Genomic DNA, 18,921 nt, shown 5'->3' with positions numbered 1-18,921 from the left:
CGGAGGGGCTATGTCTCGCGCAGCGGTGAGCTTCTCGCGGCGGGCCCTAGCGGCCGGCCGTCAAGTGACGCAGAAGCGTCCGGAGAAGGTGGGTGCACGCCCAAACTCCAGGGGACGGCAGGCAGCGGCACGCTCGGGGCGTGCCCTGATGCATTTGCGTTCCTGTGCACGTCATCGAAAGCCAGACAGGGGACTCCGCCGTGAGTGACAACCAGGCCGCAACCGCCGGCTCAATCGCCCATTCCGCACCGACAGAGGTCGACAGCAAGGCCAGGAAGGCTCTCTGGGGCTCGGCCATTGGCTATGCCATGGACGGCTTCGACCTCTTGATCCTCGGCTTCATGCTGCGGGCGATCTCTGCCGATCTCAACCTCACCGCGGCGCAGGGCGCCTCGCTGGTCACCGCGACGCTGGTCGGCGCCGTGATCGGCGGCATCGGCTTCGGCATGCTCTCGGACCGGCTCGGCCGCGTGCGGGTGCTGACCTGGACCATCGTGCTCTTCGCCGTCTTCACCGGCATGTGCGCCTTCGCGCAGGGCTATTGGGACCTCCTGATCTACCGCACCATCGCCGGCCTCGGCCTGGGCGGCGAGTTCGGCATCGGCATGGCGCTCGTCGCCGAAGCCTGGCCGGCCTCGAAGCGCGCCCGCGCCTCCTCCTATGTCGGCCTCGGCTGGCAGGTCGGCGTGCTCGCTGCCGCGATCGCAACGCCGCTGCTGCTGCCGACGATCGGCTGGCGCGGCATGTTCGCCATCGGTGTGCTGCCCGCGATCGCCGCCTATTTCATCCGCCATTCGCTGCATGAGCCGGACGTCTTCGTCGCCCGCACCAAGGACAAGCCGAAGGAGTCGGCGCTGCGCGCCCTCGTCAAGGACTGGGAGACCACCAAGCTCAGCCTCGGCATGGTCATCCTCTGCTCGGTCCAGAACTTCGGCTATTACGGCGTGATGATCTGGTTGCCGAACTATCTGGCGACCCGCTTCGGCTTCGCCCTGACCCAGTCGGCCGTCTGGACCTCGGTCACCATTGCCGGCATGGCGCTCGGCATCTTCGCCTTCGGCCATATCGCCGACCGGATCGGCAGGCGCCCCGCCTTCTTCGGCTACATGCTCGGCGCAGCCGTGATGGTCGTGGTCTATTCGCGGCTGACCGACCCGATTCACCTCCTGATCGGCGGCGCGGTGATGGGCTTCTTCGTCAACGGCATGCTCGGCGGCTATGGCGCGCTGATCAGCGAGCTGTTCCCGACCACGGCCCGCGCTACTGCCCAGAACGTGCTGTTCAACATCGGTCGCGGCGTCGGTGGCTTCGGCCCGGTCGTGGTGGGCGCGATCGCCGCGGCCTACAGCTTCGAGGTCGCGATCGGCCTGCTGGCGACGCTCTACGTGCTCGACATCATCGCCATGTGGTTGCTGATCCCCGAGCGCCGCGGCGCCGAGCTGTCCTGAGCCGCTGAAAGGAGCGAGCCATGTCGATGCAACCGCTTCATCAAGGCTCGCTCGCCGCCACGACAGGCGGCGCGGGAGCCGCGGGTTCCTGCGCCTCCTGGAAGGCCAGCGTGGTCGCCGAACTCGCCGAGGTCGTCTCGCATGAGGCGGTCAACGGCGAGTACCGGCACCTCGTCGTCCGCTGCAGCGCCGAAGCTGCGGCGGCCGAGCCCGGCCAATTCTTCCAGTTGCTCTGCCCCCAACCGGTCGGCGAGCAGCCCTTCCTGCGCCGGCCGATGAGCCTCTACGGGGCTGATCCGGACAAGCACCAGGTCGAGTTTCTCTACAAGGTGACGGGCGCCGGTACCCGCGGCCTCGACACGCTGCGGGTCGGCGACCGGCTCGACATCATGGGGCCGCTCGGCACCGGCTTTGTCCTCGATCCCTCCTGGCGCAGCATCGTCGCGGTCGGCCGCGGCGCCGGGCTGGCGACGCTTGCTCCCCTGGCGAAGACGGCCAAGGCGAACGGCACCCGCGTCACCGCGGTCTTCAGCGCCCGCCGGCCGGATCTGCTGGTCTCGGTCGACCTCTTCCACAGCCATGGCGCCGACGTCATCGCCGTCACCGATTCCGAGTCGACCAGCGGCCCGGCCAATGTCGAGCGCATCCTGCGCCGGCTGATCGCCGACGGGGCCTGCGATGCCTTTTTCACCTGCGGCTCCAGCCGGCTGATGCGCGTCCAGCAACGGCTGGCGCAGGAGTTCGGCCTGCCCGGCCAGGTCGCGATGGAGCAGCAGATGGCCTGCGGAATCGGCCTCTGCTACTGCTGCGTGCGCGACTTCAACGTCAATGGCGAGATCGTCCACCGGCGCGTCTGCTGGGACGGTCCGGTCTTCGACCTGATGGAAGCGCTGCCATGAACCCTGTGATGAACGCGGTCGCCCATGCGGCGCCGGATGTCGATCTCTCCGTCAGCATTGGCGGGCTGAAGCTGCGCAATCCGGTCATGCCGGCCTCCGGCACCTTCGCCGAGGGGCTCGAGAAGGTGATGGATTTCAACCGGCTCGGCGCCTTCGTCACCAAGACGATCACCCGCGAATTGCGTGCCGGAAACCCGTTGCCGCGCGTCGTCGAACGGCCGGGCAGCCTGATCAATGCGATCGGCATCCCCTCCAAGGGCGTGCGCTATTTCGTCGAGCAGACGATGCCGCATTATGCGGCCTATGACACGCCACTGGTGGTGAGCATTTCGGCGCCGACCGCCGAGGGCTTCGCCAGCCTCGCCGCCGAGCTCTCGATCCCCGGCATCGCCGCGATCGAGGCCAATATCTCCTGTCCGAACATCGAGGAGGACGGCAAGGCCTTCGCGATGCGCGCCGAATCCACCGAGAAGGTGACGCGGCAATTGCGCGAGGCGACGAAGCTGCCGCTCTGGGTCAAGCTGACGCCCAATACCGGCGATGTGCCGGAGGTGGCGCGTGCTGCCGAGGCCGCCGGCGCCGATGCGGTGGTGGTCGCCAACACGATTCTGTCGATGGCGATCGACCTCAAGACCTTCAAGCCCTGCCTCGGCAACATCATGGGCGGGCTCTCCGGCCCGGCGATCAAGCCGATCGTGCTGCGCCAGGTCTTCCAATGCGCCAAGGCGGTGAAGATCCCGGTGATCGGCTGCGGCGGCATCTCCACCGCCGAGGACGCGGTCGAATACATGCTCGCCGGCGCCAGTGCCGTGCAGGTCGGCACCGCGACCTTCCTGCAGCCGGCGGCGATGACGACGATCATCGACGGGCTCAGGAGCTTCTGCCTGCACCGCGAGATTCCGCGCATCACCGATCTGATCCGCGGCGTCGTCATCGAGGAAGCCGACGAGCCCGATCTCGCCTGGCTGGATCCCGTATCGTGACCGCGCATCCCGCCAATCTGCGCAACGTCTTCATGGGCGACGACGGCGACCGCGTCCTGTCCGAAGCGCTGTTCGAAGCGCTACGTGAGGCGACGGGCGACGGCGTCGGCATCACCCGCGAAGCCTATAGCGACCGCGAATCCCTGGCGCTCGAGCTCGTCGAGGCGAAGGCGCGCGAACTCGGCCTTTCGACCGAGCGCGATGCCGGCGCGAACCTGGTGATGACGCTGGAAGGCGCCGAGCCGGAGCTGCCCTTCCTGGCCTGCGGCTCGCATCTCGATTCGGTGCCGCAGGGCGGCAATTTCGATGGCGCCGCCGGTGTCATCGCCGGTCTCGCCATCATCGCCCGCTTCAAGGAGGAGGGTTTCGTGCCGCGCCGGACCATCAAGGTCTATGCGCTGCGCGGCGAGGAGAGCGCCCGCTTCGGCAAGGCCTATATGGGCTCGAGCGCGCTGTTCGGGAAGCTCACCGCCGCCGATCTTTCGGTGCGCGACCATGCCACCGGCCAAACCCTGGCGCAGTGCATGGCCGATATCGGCGTCGACATGGCCCGCGTCGAGAAGGGCGAGCCCCTGCTTGACCCCGCGACCGTCGCGGCCTGGATCGAGCTGCATATCGAGCAGGGGCCGGTGCTGGTCGCGCGCGATCTGCCGGTCGGCATCGTCACCGGCATTCGCGGCAATGTCCGCCATCGCAATGTCGAATGCATCGGCGAGGCCGGCCATTCCGGCGCGGTGCCGCGCTGGCTGCGGCGTGATGCGGTCTTCGCCACGGCCGAGCTGATCACCCATCTCGACCGGCACTGGCGCACCTTGCTGGAGCGCGGCCGCGACGTGGTGGTGACAGCCGGCGTGCTCGGCACCGACCCGCAGGAGCACGCCATCGCCCGCATCCCCGGCAAGGTCAGCTTCTCCTTCGAGGTGCGTAGCCAGAATCGCGAGACGCTGGAGGCCTTCTACGACCTCTTCCTCTCGGAATGTGGGCTGGTCGGCGAGGAGAGGGGGGTCGAATTCAGCTTCGACCGCCGCCTCGAATCGGCCCCGGCGGTGATGGATGCTGGCTGGATCGCGCGGCTGAAGGCAGCGGCGCGCGGGCTCGGCCTGCCCGACGAGGAGATTCCAAGCGGCGCCGGCCATGATGCGGCGGTCTTCGCCAATGCCGGCATACCGAGCGCCATGATCTTCGTGCGTAACGAACACGGATCGCATAATCCCAGGGAAGCGATGGCGATCGATGATTTCCTAGCCGGTATCGCGGTGATGCGGGCGGCCATCCGGGAGGCGGTACAATGAGCGTTTCGCAACTCTTCGATGATGCGCCGGCTGCGGAAGCCGAGGCGCCGCTCTCGCTCACCATCCGCCGGCCCGATGACTGGCACGTCCATCTGCGCGACGGCGCCATGCTGAAGGCGGTGCTGCCCTTCACCGCCGCCCAGTTCGCCCGCGGCATCATCATGCCGAACCTCGTGCCGCCGGTGACGACCATCGCCGCGGCGGCCTCCTATCGCGAGCGCATCCTCGCCGCCCGTCCGGAAGGCTGCGATTTCACCCCGCTGATGACCTGCTACCTCACCGACACCACCGTGCCGGACGAGATCGAACGCGGTTATCGCGAGGGCGTCTGGGCTGCCGCCAAGCTCTATCCGGCCGGCGCGACCACCAATGCCCATCACGGCGTCACCAACATCCCGAAGCTCGCTCCCGTGCTGGAGCGCATGGAGAAGATCGGCATGCCGGTCCTCGTCCATGGCGAGGCGACCGACCCGGCCGTCGACATCTTCGATCGCGAGGCCGTCTTCATGGAGCAGGAGATGCTGCCCCTGCTGAAGCGCCATCCGGGGCTCAAGGTCGTGATCGAGCATGTCACCACCGCCGAGACGGTCGCAATCGTCCGCGCCCATGCCGGGCGCGCCGCCGGCACGATCACGCCGCATCATCTGATCATCAACCGCACCTCGCTCTTCCAGGGCGGCCTGCGCCCGCATCTCTACTGCCTGCCGGTCGCCAAGCGCGAGAGCCACAGGCTCGCCCTCTGCGAGGCCGTCACCTCCGGCGATGCCTGCTTCTTCATCGGCACCGACACGGCGCCGCATCTGCGCGGCGCCAAGCAGGCCGAATGCTGCTCGGCCGGCGTCTTCGGCGGCGCCACCGCGCTGCAGACCTATGTCCAGGTCTTCGACGAGGCAGGCGCGCTCGACCGTTTCGAGGCCTTCGCTTCGGAAAATGGCGCGCGCTTCTACGGGCTGCCGCTGAACGAGGGCACGATCACCCTGGAACGCAAGCCGAGCCGGGCGCTCGCTGCGGTCGAGGTCGAGGACAGCGAGGTCGTGATCTTCCGCGGCGCCGAGAACCTGCCCTGGTCGATCGGCGAGGTTCGCCCGTGAGCGCCGGCGAGATCGGCGAGGCTGTCGCCCGGCTGCTGTTCCGGGCCGGAGCGATCCATGTCAGCCGCCAGCAGCCCTATGTGCTCGCGGCCGGCTGGGCGAGCCCGGTCTATGTCGACGTCCGCCTGTTGCTGGGCGATCCGCAATTGCGCCGCGCCGTCACCGATCTCGCCGTCCGCTATGCCGAGGCGGCCTTTCCCGCCGGCAGCTTCGATGCCGTCGCCGGCGCCGAGACCGCCGGCATCCCCTTCGCGGCCTGGTTCGCCGACCGTACCGGGCTCAAGCTGCGCTATGTCCGCAAGCGCCCGCTCGGTGTCGGCCGCAATGCCCAGGTCGAGGGCGGGCCGGTCGACGGCCTGCGCGTGCTCCTGGTCGACGACCTGACCACCGACGGCGGCAGCAAGCTCGGCTTTGCCCGCGGCCTGCGCTCCGCCGGCGCCAGCGTCGAGCACATCCTGACGATCTTCTATCACGACGTCTTTCCGGGCGCCGGCGAGCGCCTGCAGGAGGCCGGGCTCTCCCTGCACCCGCTCGCCACCTGGGCCGATGTGCTGCGCGCCGATGCCGGCCAGGAGCTTGCGGCCGAGGATCGCGCCGAGATCGAGCGCTTCCTTGCCGATCCCGTTGCCTGGTCGACCCGCCATGGCGGCCGGGTCAGCCTGTCGCCGCGCGTCTGATCCGGAAGGAGCCTGCCGTGAAGTCCAAGTCCCGCGAGGATTCCGCTATGGCTGACAGTGCCGCCGCTGCGCCCATCGCCGCGCCGCCAAAGGCCGACAGCGTGCAGCTCGCGACGACGCAGACCATCGCGCTGGCCGAAATCAGGACGCGCCGCGAGCACGACCTGCTCGGCGATGCCGACGTGCCGGCCGACGCCTATTGGGGCGTTCACACCCTGCGCGCCGTCGGCAATTTCCCGATCACCGGCGTGCCGGTCGGCCATTTCCCCGAATTCGTGCGGGCGCTGGCCCTGGTCAAGCAGGCGGCTGCGCGCGCCAATCGCCGGCTCGGCAATCTTCCCACCGTCAAGGCCGACGCGATCGAGCGCGCCTGCGACCTGATCGCGGTCGATGGCCGCTTCCACGACCAGTTCGTCGTCGACGCCGTCCAGGGCGGGGCCGGCACCTCGACCAACATGAACGCCAACGAGGTCATCGCCAACGTCGCGCTCGAGCTGATGGGCAAGCGCAAGGGTGACTACGCTGCGCTCCATCCCAATGACGACGTCAACATGGCGCAGTCGACCAATGACGCCTATCCGACGGCGCTGCGCCTCGCCGTGATCTTCGCGACCGAGCCGATGATCGCGGCGCTGGACGAGCTCGCCTTCGCCTTCAAGGCCAAGGCGGTCGAGTTTGCAGATGTGCTGAAGATCGGCCGGACCCAGCTCCAGGATGCCGTGCCGATGACGCTCGGCCAGGAGTTCGACGCCTTCTTTGCCACCATCAAGGAGGACGTCTCGCGGCTGCGCGAGGCGGCGGCGCTGTTCCGCGAGGTCAATCTCGGCGCGACCGCGATCGGCACCGGCATCACCGCCGATGCGCGCTATGCCTCGCTCGCCATAGAGGAGCTGGCCCGCTCCGCCCGCCAGCCCATGGTGCCGGCGACGAACCTGATCGAGGCGACCTCCGACATGGGCGCCTTCGTGCTGTTCTCCGGCGTGCTGAAGCGCGTCGCCGTCAAGCTCTCGAAGATCTGCAACGATCTGCGCCTGCTCTCCAGCGGCCCGCGCGCCGGCTTCAGCGAGATCCGCCTGCCGGCGGTGCAGGCCGGCTCCTCGATCATGCCGGGCAAGGTCAACCCGGTGATCCCGGAAGTGGTCAACCAGGTTGCCTATCTCGTCATCGGCCACGACCTCACCGTGACGCTCTGCGCCGAAGGCGGCCAGCTCCAGCTCAACGCCTTCGAGCCGACCATCGGCTATTGCCTGCTCTCCTCGCTTCGCCATCTCACCGCCGCCGTGACGACGCTGACGACGCGCTGCGTCACCGGCATCGAGGCCGACCGCGAGCGCTGCATGGCGCTGGTCGAGGACTCGATCGGCCTCGTCACGGCGCTGGGCCCTCGGCTCGGCTACGAAGCCTCCTCGCGGGTGGCGCGGCGTGCGCTGGCCGAGAAGCGCAAGGTCGCCGAGATCGTGCTCGAGGAAGGCCTGCTCAGTCGTGCCGAGCTCGAAGAGCTCCTGAAGATCGAGGCGATGACGGCCCCGTCGCGCCCGAAGCCCGCCGGAAAGGCGCGGGCCTGAACGATCGGCCGCCGCACGAGACGGACGGCCGCCTACCCGGAGAGGACAATGAACGAGCTGTTGAACTGGCTGCTGCAGCAGAAGGGCAGCATGAACACCTATCTCGAATTCCAGGGGCGCGCGCTTGAACTGCGCGCCGCCGAGCCCGAGCATGCCGCGTTGCTGCGCCTGCTCGCCGATCTCGCCGGCCGCTTCGCCGAAGCCTATGACCGCCGCCCGCTGCCGCTCGACGTCGCAGAGGGGGCGTTGCAGCAGCTCACCGGGCTGATCGAGCAGGCGCTCGCTCCGGGTGCTGCCGATCCGGCAGGCCGGCTTGCGCTGCTCAACCGGATCGGCGCGGCCGAACTCGCCTGAGGCTGCGGCTTTCGGCGTTCCGTTCGGCAGCGATGCCGACCTTGCAACCCGGCCTTGGCCGGGTTGTTTGCTGTCCGGGCTCATCAAAAGCCGGATTTTGGGTTAGTAGAGCCGCTGAAGCGTGGGAAGCCAATATAGAGGTGGCAGGCAGGGAACCATGCGCACACCCGGCGTGTTGGCCGGTTTCAAGGTAAAAGATGACGCAATATCAGTACATTAGGTTTTCCGTAGCGCCGATGATGGATTGGACTGACCGGTATTGCCGGGTGGTCCATCGCCTGATGTCGCGTCGCGCCCTTTTGTACACGGAGATGGTGACGGCGCAGGCCGTGATCCGCGGCGACCGGCAGCGACTGATCGGCTTCGACGCGGTCGAGCATCCGGTCGCGCTGCAACTTGGCGGCAATGATCCGGCCCTCCTGGGGGAAGCGGCGAAGATCGGCGCCGATTTCGGCTATGACGAGATCAATCTGAATTGCGGCTGCCCCTCCGATCGCGTCCAGGGCGGCGCCTTCGGCGCCTGCCTGATGCGCGAACCCGAATTGGTCGGGGCCTGCGTCGCGGCGATGAAGGCTGCCGTCTCGATCCCCGTCACCGTCAAATGCCGGATCGGCGTCGACGATCAGGATCCGGAAGCCGCGCTTGATGCCCTGACCGCGACCGTCCGCGCTGCGGGCGTCGATGCGCTGATCGTGCACGCCCGCAAGGCCTGGCTGCAGGGGCTCTCGCCCAAGGAGAACCGCGAGATCCCGCCGCTCGACTATGAGCGGGCCTATCGTCTGAAAAGCGCCAATCCCGACCTGCCGGTCTCGCTGAATGGCGGCATCCGCGCCCCCTCCGAATGGCTGCCGCATCTGGCCCATCTCGACGGCGTCATGCTCGGTCGTGAGGCCTATCAGAACCCGGAAGTGCTGCTGCAGGTCGATCCGCTGCTGTTCGGCGAGACGGCGCCTGTCGCCGACGCCTTCGAGATACTGGAGGCGCTGGAACCCTTCATCGCCGCGCATCTCGAGCGGGGCGGGCGCCTGCACGCCTTCACCCGCCATCTCGTCGGGCTCTTTCCCGGCCGGCGCGGCTCGCGCCTGTTCCGCCGCCATCTCGCCGAGCATTGCGTCGCCGCCGGTGCCGGCCTCGCTGATTTGCGCGCCGCCATCGCCCATGTCGAGCGCGAGGCGCCTTCCGCGATTGCCGCCGAATGAACGAGGCTGAGCCGATGAGTCAGGAGGCTGCCGCTGTCGATCCCGCGTTGGTCGCGAGGATCGAGACGAGCTTCGCCAAGCAGGCTTTCATGACGACGCTCGGTGCCCGGCTTGTCCGCGTTGCGCCCGGCGAGGTCGAGATCGCCTTGCCGGTTTCGCCGCATCTGTGCCAGCAGCACGGCTTCGTCCATGCCGGCGCCGTCTCGACCATCGCCGACAGCGCCGCCGGCTATGCTGCGCTCACCGCGATGCCGGCCGGCGCCGGCATCCTCACCGCCGAGTTCAAGATCAATCTCCTCGCACCAGCGACGGGCGAGGAATTGCGGGCGCTCGGCAAGGTGGTGAAGGCCGGCCGCACCCTGACGCTCGCCACCGCCGAGGTCTTCGCGGTCTCCGGCGGGGCGCGCAAGCTCTGCGCCATGATGACCGCGACCTGCATGGCGATCGCCGGACGCGAGGGGGTGAGCGACTAGCGCGTTCCGATCCGAGCAGACCGTCATTCCGGACAAGCCGCAAAGCGGGTGCCGGAATGACGTGCAAGCCGATCGGAACCTGCGCTAGCGTGGGTTCAGCCGTTCCAGTTCACCGAGCCGCTTCAGCGCTGCCTGTTGCTGCAGCAGTCCGTAATTGATCCCGGCTGCGTTCAGCGAGTTTCCGGCCTGATAGGGGAACTCGGCGAAATCGGAGAAGAACTCCTTCACCTTGGCCTGGATCGGCACGAGCAGCCACATCTGCTGGGCAATGAACTTCATGGCTTCACCTCCCTCCTTGGAACCGCGTTCATACGGATCCATTCGGAGATTGGTGATATTGGCCCAGGCCGGCACTTCGCGGGTGGCGGTGGCGATGTTGCCTTCGCTGTTGACCGCGAAGCTGACCTTCCAGTCGTTCCAGCGCACGGCGTTGAGATTGCCGCCCTGGTCGAAGAAGTACATCGCGTCGCGTGGCGGCTGGGTCGACTCGCCTTTCAAGAAGGGCAGGAAATTGTAGCCGTCGAGATGGACCTTGAAGGTCTTGCTGCCCGACTGGAAGCCCGTCTTCATCTTCTCCTTGATGTTGGGCTCGCCGGCCGCCGCGCAGAAGGTCGGGAACCAGTCCATCAGCGCGATCGGCTCGTTGACCTGCGTGCCCGGCTTCACCACGCCCGGCCAGCGCACCATCATCGGAATCCGGAAGCCGCCTTCCCAGGTCGTGCCCTTTTCGCCGCGGAACGGCGTCATCGCACCATCCGGCCAGAGCGCGATCTCGGCGCCGTTATCGGTCGTGTAGAGGACGATGGTGTTGTCGGCGATGCCGAGATCGTCGAGCTGCTTGAGCAACTGGCCGACATGCCCATCATGCTCGACCATGCCGTCGGCATGGATGCCCTTGCCGGTCTTGCCCAGCGATTCCGCCTTCAGATGGGTGAAGACGTGCATGCGGGTGGAGTTGAACCAGCAGAAGAAGGGTTTGTTCGCCTTGCTCTGCCGGTCGATGAAATCCTTGGCGCCGGCCAGGAATTCTTCGTCGATCGTCGGCATGCGCTTGGTATTGAGCGGCCCGGTATCCTCGATCTTGCCGTCAGCCGAGGTCTTGAGCACGCCGCGCGGGCCGAACTGCCTGCGGAAGTTCGCGTCCTTCGGGTAGAAATAACCCTCGGGCTCCTCCTCGGCATTGAGGTGGTAGAGATTGCCGAAGAACTCGTCGAAGCCGTGCCGCGTCGGCAAATGCTCGTCGCGGTCGCCGAGATGGTTCTTGCCGAACTGCCCGGTCGCATAGCCCTGCGTCTTCAGGGCGTCGGCGATCGTCGGCATCCAGTCCTGGATGCCGTGCGGGTCGCCCGGCATGCCGATGGTGAGCAGCCCGGTGCGGAATGGCTCTTGCCCAAGAATGAAGGATGCGCGGCCGGCCGTGCAGCTCTGCTGGCCATAGGCATCGGTGAAGATGGCGCCTTCGCTGGCGATGCGGTCGATATTGGGCGTGCGGTAGCCCATCATGCCCATCGTATAGGCGCTGACCTGGGGGATGCCGATATCGTCGCCGAAGATCACGAGGATGTTCGGCTTGCGCCCGCCGGCCGGCGCTGCCGGCTGCTGCGCCTGGGCCGGTTTGACCTCGGCTGAAAGATAGGATGCAGCCGCGGCCAGGGCGGTCCCGCCCAGAAGAATGCTGCGCCTGTCGAGAGATGGGTTCGTGCCGGAGACGTCCTGCTTCGGGGGCATGGAGAAACCTCGCGCATGGGTCGGAACCGTGAGCGGAGGCCCTGTTTCGCCATAGCTTCTGACGCTCGCGCTCGGGACGGAGAGAGTGAAAGCACGCAGCGGCAGCGGACAAGCTTGTAACTGTTACTGCCTTGCCGAGATGCGCCAAGCCGCTCCGCAACGTTCCACACGGCGCGGGTGCCGTGCCGGCACCGCCCAGCCCTCGGGCCGACGGCGCGCTTCTTGCTCAGCCGGCACATGGCTGTGTCTGCGCGCATGGCGGCCCTGCCGCACCAACCTTGCCCTTTCCCGGCGAATCCCTAAGAGCAGCCCCACCTTCCCGTATTCGGAAACATTATGATTGCCGGCATTCCCATCAACGACCTGATTTTTCTCGCCGTCTCGCTGATCGCCGCAGGGGCCGTCACCGGCCTGCTCGCCGGCCTGTTCGGCGTCGGCGGCGGGGCGGTGATCGTGCCGGTGCTCTATGAGGTCTTCCGGGTGATCGGCGTGCCCGAGGAGGTGCGCATGCCCCTCGTCGTCGGCACCTCGCTCGCGGTCATCATCCCGACCTCGATCCGCTCCTTCAACGCGCACCGGGCCAAGGGGCTGGTCGACACCTCGATCATTCGGATCTGGGCGCTGCCCGTGGTGCTCGGCGTCGGCCTCGGCAGCCTGGTCGCCCGCTATGCCCCGCCGGATGTGTTCAAGGCGGTCTTCGTCGCGGTCGCCTTCGTCAGCGCGATGCGCCTGCTCTTCGCCTCGGACCGCTGGAAGCTCGGCGACGACATGCCCGGGCCCTTCCTGATGCGGATCTACGGCCTGGTCATCGGCGTCCTCTCCGCGCTGATGGGCATCGGCGGCGGCCAGCTTTCCAGTCTGTTCATGACCTTCTATGGCCGCCCGATCCATCAGGCGGTCGCGACCTCCTCCGGTCTCGGCGTGCTGATCTCGATCCCCGGCGCGCTGGGCTACATCTATGCCGGCTGGCCGAAGATGGACCTGCTGCCGCCGCTCTCGCTCGGCTATGTCTCGCTGATCGGCTTCCTGCTCTTCATTCCGACCTCGATCTGGACAGCCCCGATCGGCGCGCGCCAGGCGCATCGCCTGTCGAAGCGCAAGCTCGAAGTCGCCTTCGGCATCTTCCTCCTCCTGGTCTGCGCCCGCTTCTTCTGGTCGCTGGTCTTCTGAGCTGGGAACGGGCCGTGCTCTCGATCCGCGCAGGCACCGAAGCCGATTATCCGGCACTCGCCCGGCTGATGGCCGAGATGCAGGCGCATTATCGCGTGCCGTGCCCGTCTGATGCCGAGATCCGGGCCGGGCTTGCGGGCCGTCCTGCCGGAGTGGAGCTCCTGGTCGCGGACGATGGGGACGCGCTCGTCGGTTTCGCCGCCTTCGCGGCGATCTATCCCGGTCCCGGCCTGCGCGCCGGCTTCTTCCTGAAGGAGCTCTACGTCGCGGAGGCGGCGCGGGGACTCGGGGCAGGGCGCCGCCTGATGGCCGAGCTTGCGCGCCTCGCCTTGGCGCGAGGCTTTGGCCGCGTCGACTGGACGGCGGCACGCGACGATGCCCGCCTGCTGCGCTTCTATGAGAGCCTCGGTGCTTCGCCGCAGCCGGAGAAGGTCTTCTTCAGGCTGAGCGGTGAGGATCTGCGTCGCCTCGCAGAGAGCTGAGCCGTTCCTCCAATATCGCCATGATCGCCAGCCGCTCGGCTTCGGAAAGGCGTGACCATTGCGCGATCTCCTGAAGCGTGCGCCCGCAGCCCTCGCAGAGCTTGCTCGCCGGGTCGATCACGCAGATGCGGACACACGGGCTCGACCCGGCGCTCACTGTCCGCTCCAGCCGAGAACGAGCGCGATGCCGAGATAGATTGCGATCTCGGACAACTGCTGGCAGGCCCCTGCGATGTCGCCGGTCTGCCCGCCGATCAGCCGCTTCGCCGTGCGCATCAGCCAACCGCTCGCCAGCGCCGAAAGCCCGATGCCGATCGCGAGGCCGGCAAGCGGCAGGGCGCCGGCGAACCCGAGCAGAAGACCGATGCCGGCGGAGAGCCCATAGGCGAAGGGCAACACCGCGCGTTCCGGAGTGCCGACAGCCGCCGAGGCGCCGTCGACGCGTGCCGGCGGCAGCGTTGCAACCACGCGAATGCCCTCGATGCGCGACCAGGCGGCTGCTCCGAGAATGGCGGCTGCGGCGGCGAAGGCGCCGGCGCCATCGAGGATCGCCGCCAGCGCGGAGACGCGCAGCAGCAGCGCGAGCCCGATCGCCAGCGTGCCATAGCTGCCGATCCGGCTGTCCTTCATGATCTCGAGCCGGCGCTCGGGCGTCCAGCCGCCGAACAACCCGTCGGCGCTGTCGGCCAGCCCGTCCTCATGGAAGGCGCCGGTGGTGAAGACCAGCACGGCGACGCCGAGGGATGCGACGACGAGATCGTCGAGCCCGGCGAGGCCGGTCGCGAGCACGATGAGCGCGGCGGGCAGCGCGATCAGCAGGGCGGCGAAGGGCAAAGCGCGCGGCAACAGCCTGAAATCGGGCGTCGCATGCGCGCTCTCGCCCGGCATCTCCGGCACCGGCAGGCGCGAATAGAAGCGGATGCAGGCGGCCGTCGCGGCGAGCCAGCCCGGCCATGTCGGCGGCGCGGCAGGCGCATTCTCGCTTTCGGCTTCGGCCATTCCGCGTCGATATCCCAGATTGTCTTCGCTCGCCTCAGCCTATAGCAGCAGCGGCAAGCAGGCGGCGATGGCTCAGCCGCCGGATTCCAGAAGTTTGCGAAAAGACGAGACGCGATGTCTTCCTCCGGCCTGCCTTTCGACGATATCCGCCAGCTCATCGCTGGGATGCCCGGCCCCGACATGGCCGCCGCCAACGCCGTGCGGGCCCGCGACAAGGATCTGACCAAGCCGGCCGGCAGCCTCGGCCGGCTCGAGGAGATCGCCGAATGGCTCGCCGCCTGGCAGGGCAAGGCGCCGCCGCGCGTCGACCGGCCGCTGGTCTGCGTCTTCGCCGGCAATCACGGCGTCGTCGCCCAGGGCGTCTCGGCTTTTCCGCAGAGCGTGACGCGCCAGATGCTGGAGAACTTCGCCGCCGGCGGCGCCGCGATCAATCAGATCTGCGCCGCCTATGATCTCGGCTTCAAGGTCTTCGATCTCGCCCTCGACCTGCCGACCGGCGATTTCACCCAAGGGGACGCACTCGACGAGCGTGCCTGCGTCGCCACCATGGCCTTCGGCATGGAAGCCCTCGCCGGCGGTGCCGACCTCTTGGCCCTCGGCGAGATGGGCATCGGCAACACCACCTCGGCCGCAGCGATCTTCGCGGCGCTCTATGGCGGCAGCGCTGCCGAATGGTGCGGCCGCGGTACCGGCGTCGACGATGACGGGCTGAAGCGCAAGGTCGCTGCTGTCGAGGCAGGACTGAAGCTGCACGCCGCCCATCTCGGCGATCCCCTGGAGGTGCTGCGCCGCCTCGGCGGGCGCGAGATCGCGGCGATCTGCGGCGCGATCCTCGCCGCCCGCCTGCAGCGCATCCCGGTGATCCTCGACGGCTATGTCGTGACCGCCGCCGCGGCGATCCTGCATGCGCTCGATCCGTCGGCACTCGACCATTGCCTCGCCGGCCATCTCTCGGCCGAGGGCGCGCATGCGCAGGCGCTGGTCCGGATCGGCAAGCAGCCGCTGCTGGCGCTCGACATGCGGCTCGGGGAAGGCACCGGGGCTGCGCTGGCAGCCGGCCTCGTCAAGGCCGCTGCCGGTGTCCATTCCGGTATGGCGACCTTCGCGCAGGCACAGGTGTCGCAGAAGGCTGACTAGGTTGGTGAGCGGCGCCGGGGGCTCGACCCGGCGCGGCTTGTGTTCGTCACGCGCCGTAGCGCGCGATCACCTCCGCCAGCGGCACATGCCCCTTGCAGGAGCCGCTGGCGGAGGGCGTCTCCCCCTGCTCGATCGCAGCCGCGTAGATCACCGCCGGATCGGCCTCGACCCGGCGGCGCAAGGCCTGCAGCTTCGGCCAGCGTGCGAGGTCGGCGACTTCGTGGAATTCGAGCCAGCGCGCCACGCCGGCGAGAAGCCCGTCGGCGAGCGTATGCTTGTCGCCGGCGAGCCAGGGGCTTCCGTCCAGCATGGCCTCGAGCTTGTCGTGCCGCTCGATGACCTGCTCACGCCCGAAGCGGCGCAGCATCGTTTCGTAGTCGGGGTCGGGCTCGGGAAGTTCCAGCGCGACCCAGAGCGGCCCGAAGGCGCCGGTGAAGCCGGTGTTGAGGAAGGCCATCAGCTGGTGCATCCGGTCGGCTTCCGGCGAAAGCGTATCGAAGCTGATGCGTCGCTCCTTGTCGCGCGCTTCGAGCCAGGCGGCGATCGCCATGGTCTCGGTGAGCGGCCGGCCCTGATCGGTGATCAGCACCGGGGTTTCGACACGCGCATTGATCCGGGTGTAAGCCGGCTCGCGCATTTCGCCGAGCATATCGACGCGGCAAAGCTTGTAGGGTTGGCCCAGCCATTCGAGGGCCGCGACCAGCCCCATCGAGGTGCCGGACGGGTAGCCATAAACAAGGATCGGTTCCATCTTGCGTTTTCCATTCGGGTCGGGAAACGCTGCGCAGCGGGCTGGAACCTAGTCATCCGCCGCTCCATGTAAATTGCGCACATTTCTGTAACCAGCTGGAACAGAGCATGAAGGATGTCGTCTCCGACTGCCCGATCGAAAGCGTCATGCGGGTGCTGAGCGGCCGCTGGCCGACCCTGCTGCTCTACTATCTGAAGGACGGCACCAAGCGCTTCAGCGAACTCCGGCGCGACAATCCGACGGTCTCGCATCGCATGCTGGCGCTCGAGCTGCGCAAGCTGGAGGCCGCCGGCATCGTTCACCGCATCGATCATGAGGGCTATCCGCGCCGGGTCGACTACCAGCTGACGCCGGCAGGCCTTCGGCTCGTGCCGCTGATCGATGCGCTCGGCGGCTGGTGGGAGGAGGTCGAGGCCGAAGGTAGCGGGACGAGCCGCCTTGCGAAGGTCGCCTGACGGCGGGGCGCGCCCTTCAGGCGGCCGAGCGCTCGCCGGGTTCCGGCAGGGCCGGCAGCGCGTCCATCACCCGTTCGGCCGGCAGCGTGATCGTCACCTCCGTGCCGGCGCGAGGCTTCGACTTCAGGCTGAAGCCGCCATTGTGCAGGTCGATCAGGCCCTTGACGATCGGCAGGCCGAGGCCCGAGCCTTGTTCGGCGGTCTTGATCGCGAGCGAGCCGCGCCCGAAGCTTTGCAGCACCACCGGTATCTCGTCCTCGGGAATGCCGGGACCGGTGTCGGTCACAGTCACATATTGCCCGCCGGTCGCGGTCCAGCCGACCTTGACCGAGATCTCGCCACCCTGCGGTGTGAACTTGATGGCGTTGGAGAGGATGTTGAGGACGACCTGCCGGATGGCGCGCTCATCCGCCCAGATCTTCGGCAAATCGGGCTCGACCGCCTCGCGGATGCCCTGGCTCTTGGCCTTGGCGCGCAGGTTGAGCATGTGGACGCAGTCGTCGACGATGCCGGCGAGGCTGAGCGCCTCCTCGTTGAGTTCGTACTTGCCGGCCTCGATCCGCGACAGGTCGAGGATCTCGTTGATCAGGTTGAGCAGATGCTGGCCGGAGCCATGGATGTCGCCGGAATACTCCTTGTAGGCGCCGTTGGCGTGCGCGCCGAACACCTCGTTCTTCATCACCTCGGAGAAGCCGAGGATGGCGTTGAGCGGAGTTCGCAGCTCATGGCTCATCGTCGCCAGGAAGCGGGACTTGGCGAGATTGGCTTCCTCGGCCTTGCGCCGCGCCTCGTCGGAGTTGGCTTTCGCCGTGCCGAGCTCGGCGATCAGCGCGTCCTTCTCCGCCCTGAACTCGATGGTCGCGACCGAGGTCGAGTAGAGCCGGTTGGCGAGGTAGATGAAGAAGAGCTGGGCGCAAGCCGCCATCATCAGCATGGTGACGCTGTCGATGTCGGAACGGCCGGAGAAGAACAGAACGAGCGCACCGGTGACCGGCACCAGCCCGGCGTAGACCGCCATCGGCATGGTCGCCGAGAGCATCACCGTGATCGCGCTGACGATCAGCAGCGTCGTCGTCAGGAAGAAGCGCGCGCCCGGCGCCTCGACCCCGATGAACAGGAGTGGCAGAAGCCCCCAGGAGACGCCGTGCAGCATCTCCGCGACCGGCATGGTCTTGCGCCAGAAGCCGATGCGCGCCTCGGCCGACGGCTCGGCCAGGAAGCGCCGGCACAGCACGAACATCAGGAGGCAGGAAATCGCCACGAAGGCGAACCAGCCCGAAACCTTGTAGAGCGGCACCCAGGCGCATGCCGCCGCGCCGACGAGCAGGGCGAGCACCAAGGTGCCGGCCGTCCCGTTCAGCCGGTACTGGGCGAACAGCCGGACGAGTTCGTAGTCGAAGGCACGGTCGAGGCCGGTCGTCGAGGTCAGCCGTTCGCGGGCCGATCTCACCTCGCGGCTGATCAGCTTGCGGCGCGCCAGCGCCGACGGGTCGGGTCCGCGACCACGTTGGACCTGTTCGACGGTGAGTTCCGGCATACCCGAGAAAAGCGGCTCCTGCCCGGTCGCGCACCTTGCGCTCCGGCTCGCCATGATGGGCAGTAAATCGTTAAGCTTGTGCTGATGTCTCGCTTCGGATTCAGGACGAATGGTTACGGCCCGTTTGGCTGGCGGCGCGTCGGCCGCGCGATCGATCTCGTCGTTGCGCTTGGTTTCATTGGCCTATTGGCGGTCGCAGGTGCCGTGCTGCAGTATCGGCTGGGCCCTTCGAAGAGCCTGGTCGGCGCCGCCGAGGCGATCGATGGCGATTCGATCAGGCTCGCGGGAGAGGAGCTGCGCCTCGAGGGGATCGACGCGCCCGAATACCGCCAGACCTGCAGAGACAAGGGCGGGCGCGACGTCGCCTGCGGCCGCCAAGCCCGTCGCGCGCTTGCCGACATGCTGGCGCTCGGCAATGTCAGCTGCACGGTGTCGCGCCCGGATCGTTATGGCCGCGGCCTCGCCCGCTGCCGCCAGGGCGAGGCGGACATCAACGCCGCCCTCGTCCGCAACGGCCAGGCGCTGGCCTATGGCGACTACCGGGCCGAGGAAGAGCAGGCGAGGGCGGCCGGACGCGGACTCTGGGCATTGAGCTTCCAGCGGCCCTCGGAGTGGCGGCAGAGCCATCCGCGCTAGCCCGCTCCGATCGACCTCGTACCTGGCCCGCTGCGCGCCCGGAAA

20 protein-coding genes are annotated in these 18,921 nt (G+C 67.9%); 15 read left to right on the top strand and 5 right to left on the bottom strand.

The genetic code is table 11. The features are described from left to right. Positions 1-200: 200 nt before the first annotated feature. The 10 genes from DK26_RS08615 (at position 201) to DK26_RS08570 (ending at position 9,981) form a co-directional block, all read left to right on the top strand. Complete coding sequence (locus DK26_RS08615) at positions 201-1,448, top strand: MFS transporter (protein WP_083533081.1); 1,248 nt, start codon at positions 201-203, stop codon at positions 1,446-1,448. Between the two features lie 20 nt (positions 1,449-1,468). Continuing rightward, positions 1,469-2,347 (top strand): dihydroorotate dehydrogenase electron transfer subunit, encoded by an 879-nt coding sequence (locus DK26_RS08610; RefSeq protein ID WP_248309906.1) that lies wholly within the window; start codon positions 1,469-1,471, stop codon positions 2,345-2,347. Continuing rightward, positions 2,344-3,330, top strand: a complete 987-nt coding sequence (locus DK26_RS08605; protein WP_248309905.1) for a dihydroorotate dehydrogenase — start codon at positions 2,344-2,346, stop codon at positions 3,328-3,330. The genes DK26_RS08610 and DK26_RS08605 overlap by 4 nt, the downstream gene beginning before the upstream one ends. Beyond that, the gene (locus DK26_RS08600; protein ID WP_248309904.1) at positions 3,327-4,622 is read left to right on the top strand and encodes a Zn-dependent hydrolase; all 1,296 of its coding nucleotides are present in this window, start codon (positions 3,327-3,329) and stop codon (positions 4,620-4,622) included. Before DK26_RS08605 ends, DK26_RS08600 begins: the two co-directional genes overlap by 4 nt. Beyond that, positions 4,619-5,713 (top strand): dihydroorotase, encoded by a 1,095-nt coding sequence (pyrC, locus tag DK26_RS08595; protein WP_066470602.1) that lies wholly within the window; start codon positions 4,619-4,621, stop codon positions 5,711-5,713. Before DK26_RS08600 ends, pyrC begins: the two co-directional genes overlap by 4 nt. Further along, a complete protein-coding gene (locus tag DK26_RS08590; protein ID WP_066470596.1) occupies positions 5,710-6,390 on the top strand; it encodes an orotate phosphoribosyltransferase in 681 nt (226 codons plus the stop codon). The genes pyrC and DK26_RS08590 overlap by 4 nt, the downstream gene beginning before the upstream one ends. 47 nt (positions 6,391-6,437) lie before the next feature. Then, positions 6,438-7,955, top strand: coding sequence for an aspartate ammonia-lyase (locus tag DK26_RS08585; RefSeq protein WP_083533080.1), 1,518 nt, complete (start codon positions 6,438-6,440; stop codon positions 7,953-7,955). A gap of 48 nt (positions 7,956-8,003) precedes the next feature. Beyond that, a complete protein-coding gene (locus tag DK26_RS08580) occupies positions 8,004-8,309 on the top strand; it encodes a hypothetical protein (RefSeq protein ID WP_066470593.1) in 306 nt (101 codons plus the stop codon). Positions 8,310-8,506: 197 nt separating this feature from the next. Further along, positions 8,507-9,508, top strand: a complete 1,002-nt coding sequence (gene dusA, locus DK26_RS08575) for a tRNA dihydrouridine(20/20a) synthase DusA (RefSeq protein WP_083533079.1) — start codon at positions 8,507-8,509, stop codon at positions 9,506-9,508. A 14-nt stretch (positions 9,509-9,522) separates the two neighbouring features. Then, complete coding sequence (locus DK26_RS08570) at positions 9,523-9,981, top strand: PaaI family thioesterase (RefSeq protein ID WP_066470813.1); 459 nt, start codon at positions 9,523-9,525, stop codon at positions 9,979-9,981. 84 nt (positions 9,982-10,065) lie between these two features. On the opposite strand, the gene DK26_RS08565 is transcribed toward DK26_RS08570, so the two are convergent. After that, entirely contained in the window at positions 10,066-11,709 is a 1,644-nt protein-coding gene (locus tag DK26_RS08565) for an arylsulfatase (protein ID WP_066470587.1), read from the bottom strand. 336 nt (positions 11,710-12,045) lie between these two features. Here DK26_RS08565 and DK26_RS08560 point away from each other — a divergent pair, with 336 nt between their 5' ends. Next, on the top strand, positions 12,046-12,879 hold the full coding sequence (locus DK26_RS08560) for a sulfite exporter TauE/SafE family protein (RefSeq protein WP_066470583.1): 834 nt from the start codon (positions 12,046-12,048) through the stop codon (positions 12,877-12,879). Positions 12,880-12,956: 77 nt separating this feature from the next. Further along, entirely contained in the window at positions 12,957-13,361 is a 405-nt protein-coding gene (locus DK26_RS08555) for a GNAT family N-acetyltransferase (protein WP_083533096.1), read from the top strand. Here the strand turns inward: DK26_RS08555 and DK26_RS28490 are convergent. Both DK26_RS28490 and DK26_RS08550 read right to left on the bottom strand, forming a co-directional pair. After that, positions 13,318-13,518, bottom strand: a complete 201-nt coding sequence (locus tag DK26_RS28490; RefSeq protein ID WP_083533078.1) for a DUF1289 domain-containing protein — start codon at positions 13,516-13,518, stop codon at positions 13,318-13,320. The two genes, DK26_RS08555 and DK26_RS28490, sit on opposite strands and share 44 nt — an antisense overlap. After that, positions 13,515-14,360: an adenosylcobinamide-GDP ribazoletransferase gene (locus DK26_RS08550; RefSeq protein WP_066470576.1), complete on the bottom strand. Its 846-nt coding sequence runs from the start codon at positions 14,358-14,360 to the stop codon at positions 13,515-13,517. Before DK26_RS08550 ends, DK26_RS28490 begins: the two co-directional genes overlap by 4 nt. A gap of 114 nt (positions 14,361-14,474) precedes the next feature. Between DK26_RS08550 and cobT the strand changes: the two genes are divergently transcribed. Continuing rightward, positions 14,475-15,497 carry a nicotinate-nucleotide--dimethylbenzimidazole phosphoribosyltransferase gene (gene cobT, locus DK26_RS08545; RefSeq protein WP_066470573.1) on the top strand — a complete coding sequence of 341 codons (1,023 nt, stop codon included), beginning with the start codon at positions 14,475-14,477 and terminating at the stop codon, positions 15,495-15,497. 46 nt (positions 15,498-15,543) lie between these two features. On the opposite strand, the gene DK26_RS08540 is transcribed toward cobT, so the two are convergent. After that, positions 15,544-16,248, bottom strand: a complete 705-nt coding sequence (locus tag DK26_RS08540) for a glutathione S-transferase family protein (RefSeq protein ID WP_066470570.1) — start codon at positions 16,246-16,248, stop codon at positions 15,544-15,546. Positions 16,249-16,355: 107 nt separating this feature from the next. On the opposite strand from DK26_RS08540, the gene DK26_RS08535 reads away from it, so the two are divergent. Further along, on the top strand, positions 16,356-16,703 hold the full coding sequence (locus DK26_RS08535; RefSeq protein ID WP_066470567.1) for a helix-turn-helix domain-containing protein: 348 nt from the start codon (positions 16,356-16,358) through the stop codon (positions 16,701-16,703). 16 nt (positions 16,704-16,719) lie between these two features. Here DK26_RS08535 and DK26_RS08530 read toward each other — a convergent pair whose 3' ends face one another. Then, positions 16,720-18,240 carry a HAMP domain-containing sensor histidine kinase gene (locus DK26_RS08530; protein WP_066470564.1) on the bottom strand — a complete coding sequence of 507 codons (1,521 nt, stop codon included), beginning with the start codon at positions 18,238-18,240 and terminating at the stop codon, positions 16,720-16,722. Positions 18,241-18,324: 84 nt separating this feature from the next. Here DK26_RS08530 and DK26_RS08525 point away from each other — a divergent pair, with 84 nt between their 5' ends. Beyond that, positions 18,325-18,876 (top strand): thermonuclease family protein, encoded by a 552-nt coding sequence (locus tag DK26_RS08525; RefSeq protein ID WP_157089587.1) that lies wholly within the window; start codon positions 18,325-18,327, stop codon positions 18,874-18,876. The last annotated feature ends 45 nt before the right edge of the window (positions 18,877-18,921 follow it).

The organism is Allobosea sp. WAO (genome assembly GCF_001509835.1).
Classification (GTDB): Bacteria; Pseudomonadota; Alphaproteobacteria; order Rhizobiales; family Beijerinckiaceae; genus Allobosea.
This window is presented reverse-complemented; position numbering and strand designations above follow the sequence as displayed.

Excerpts from the sequence above, each read along its gene's own strand:
- DK26_RS08550 (WP_066470576.1), bottom strand. The coding sequence starts at position 14,360 with ATGGCCGAAGCCGAAAGCGAGAATGCGCCTGCCGCGCCGCCGACATGG.
- DK26_RS08610 (WP_248309906.1), top strand. The coding sequence starts at position 1,469 with ATGTCGATGCAACCGCTTCATCAAGGCTCGCTCGCCGCCACGACAGGC.
- DK26_RS08580 (WP_066470593.1), top strand. The coding sequence starts at position 8,004 with ATGAACGAGCTGTTGAACTGGCTGCTGCAGCAGAAGGGCAGCATGAAC.
- pyrC (WP_066470602.1), top strand. The coding sequence starts at position 4,619 with ATGAGCGTTTCGCAACTCTTCGATGATGCGCCGGCTGCGGAAGCCGAG.
- DK26_RS08540 (WP_066470570.1), bottom strand. The coding sequence starts at position 16,248 with ATGGAACCGATCCTTGTTTATGGCTACCCGTCCGGCACCTCGATGGGG.
- DK26_RS08585 (WP_083533080.1), top strand. The coding sequence starts at position 6,438 with ATGGCTGACAGTGCCGCCGCTGCGCCCATCGCCGCGCCGCCAAAGGCC.
- DK26_RS08555 (WP_083533096.1), top strand. The coding sequence starts at position 12,957 with ATGCAGGCGCATTATCGCGTGCCGTGCCCGTCTGATGCCGAGATCCGG.
- cobT (WP_066470573.1), top strand. The coding sequence starts at position 14,475 with ATGTCTTCCTCCGGCCTGCCTTTCGACGATATCCGCCAGCTCATCGCT.
- DK26_RS08565 (WP_066470587.1), bottom strand. The coding sequence starts at position 11,709 with ATGCCCCCGAAGCAGGACGTCTCCGGCACGAACCCATCTCTCGACAGG.
- DK26_RS08605 (WP_248309905.1), top strand. The coding sequence starts at position 2,344 with ATGAACCCTGTGATGAACGCGGTCGCCCATGCGGCGCCGGATGTCGAT.
- DK26_RS08525 (WP_157089587.1), top strand. The coding sequence starts at position 18,325 with ATGTCTCGCTTCGGATTCAGGACGAATGGTTACGGCCCGTTTGGCTGG.
- DK26_RS08535 (WP_066470567.1), top strand. The coding sequence starts at position 16,356 with ATGAAGGATGTCGTCTCCGACTGCCCGATCGAAAGCGTCATGCGGGTG.
- DK26_RS08560 (WP_066470583.1), top strand. The coding sequence starts at position 12,046 with ATGATTGCCGGCATTCCCATCAACGACCTGATTTTTCTCGCCGTCTCG.
- DK26_RS08570 (WP_066470813.1), top strand. The coding sequence starts at position 9,523 with ATGAGTCAGGAGGCTGCCGCTGTCGATCCCGCGTTGGTCGCGAGGATC.
- dusA (WP_083533079.1), top strand. The coding sequence starts at position 8,507 with ATGACGCAATATCAGTACATTAGGTTTTCCGTAGCGCCGATGATGGAT.
- DK26_RS08530 (WP_066470564.1), bottom strand. The coding sequence starts at position 18,240 with ATGCCGGAACTCACCGTCGAACAGGTCCAACGTGGTCGCGGACCCGAC.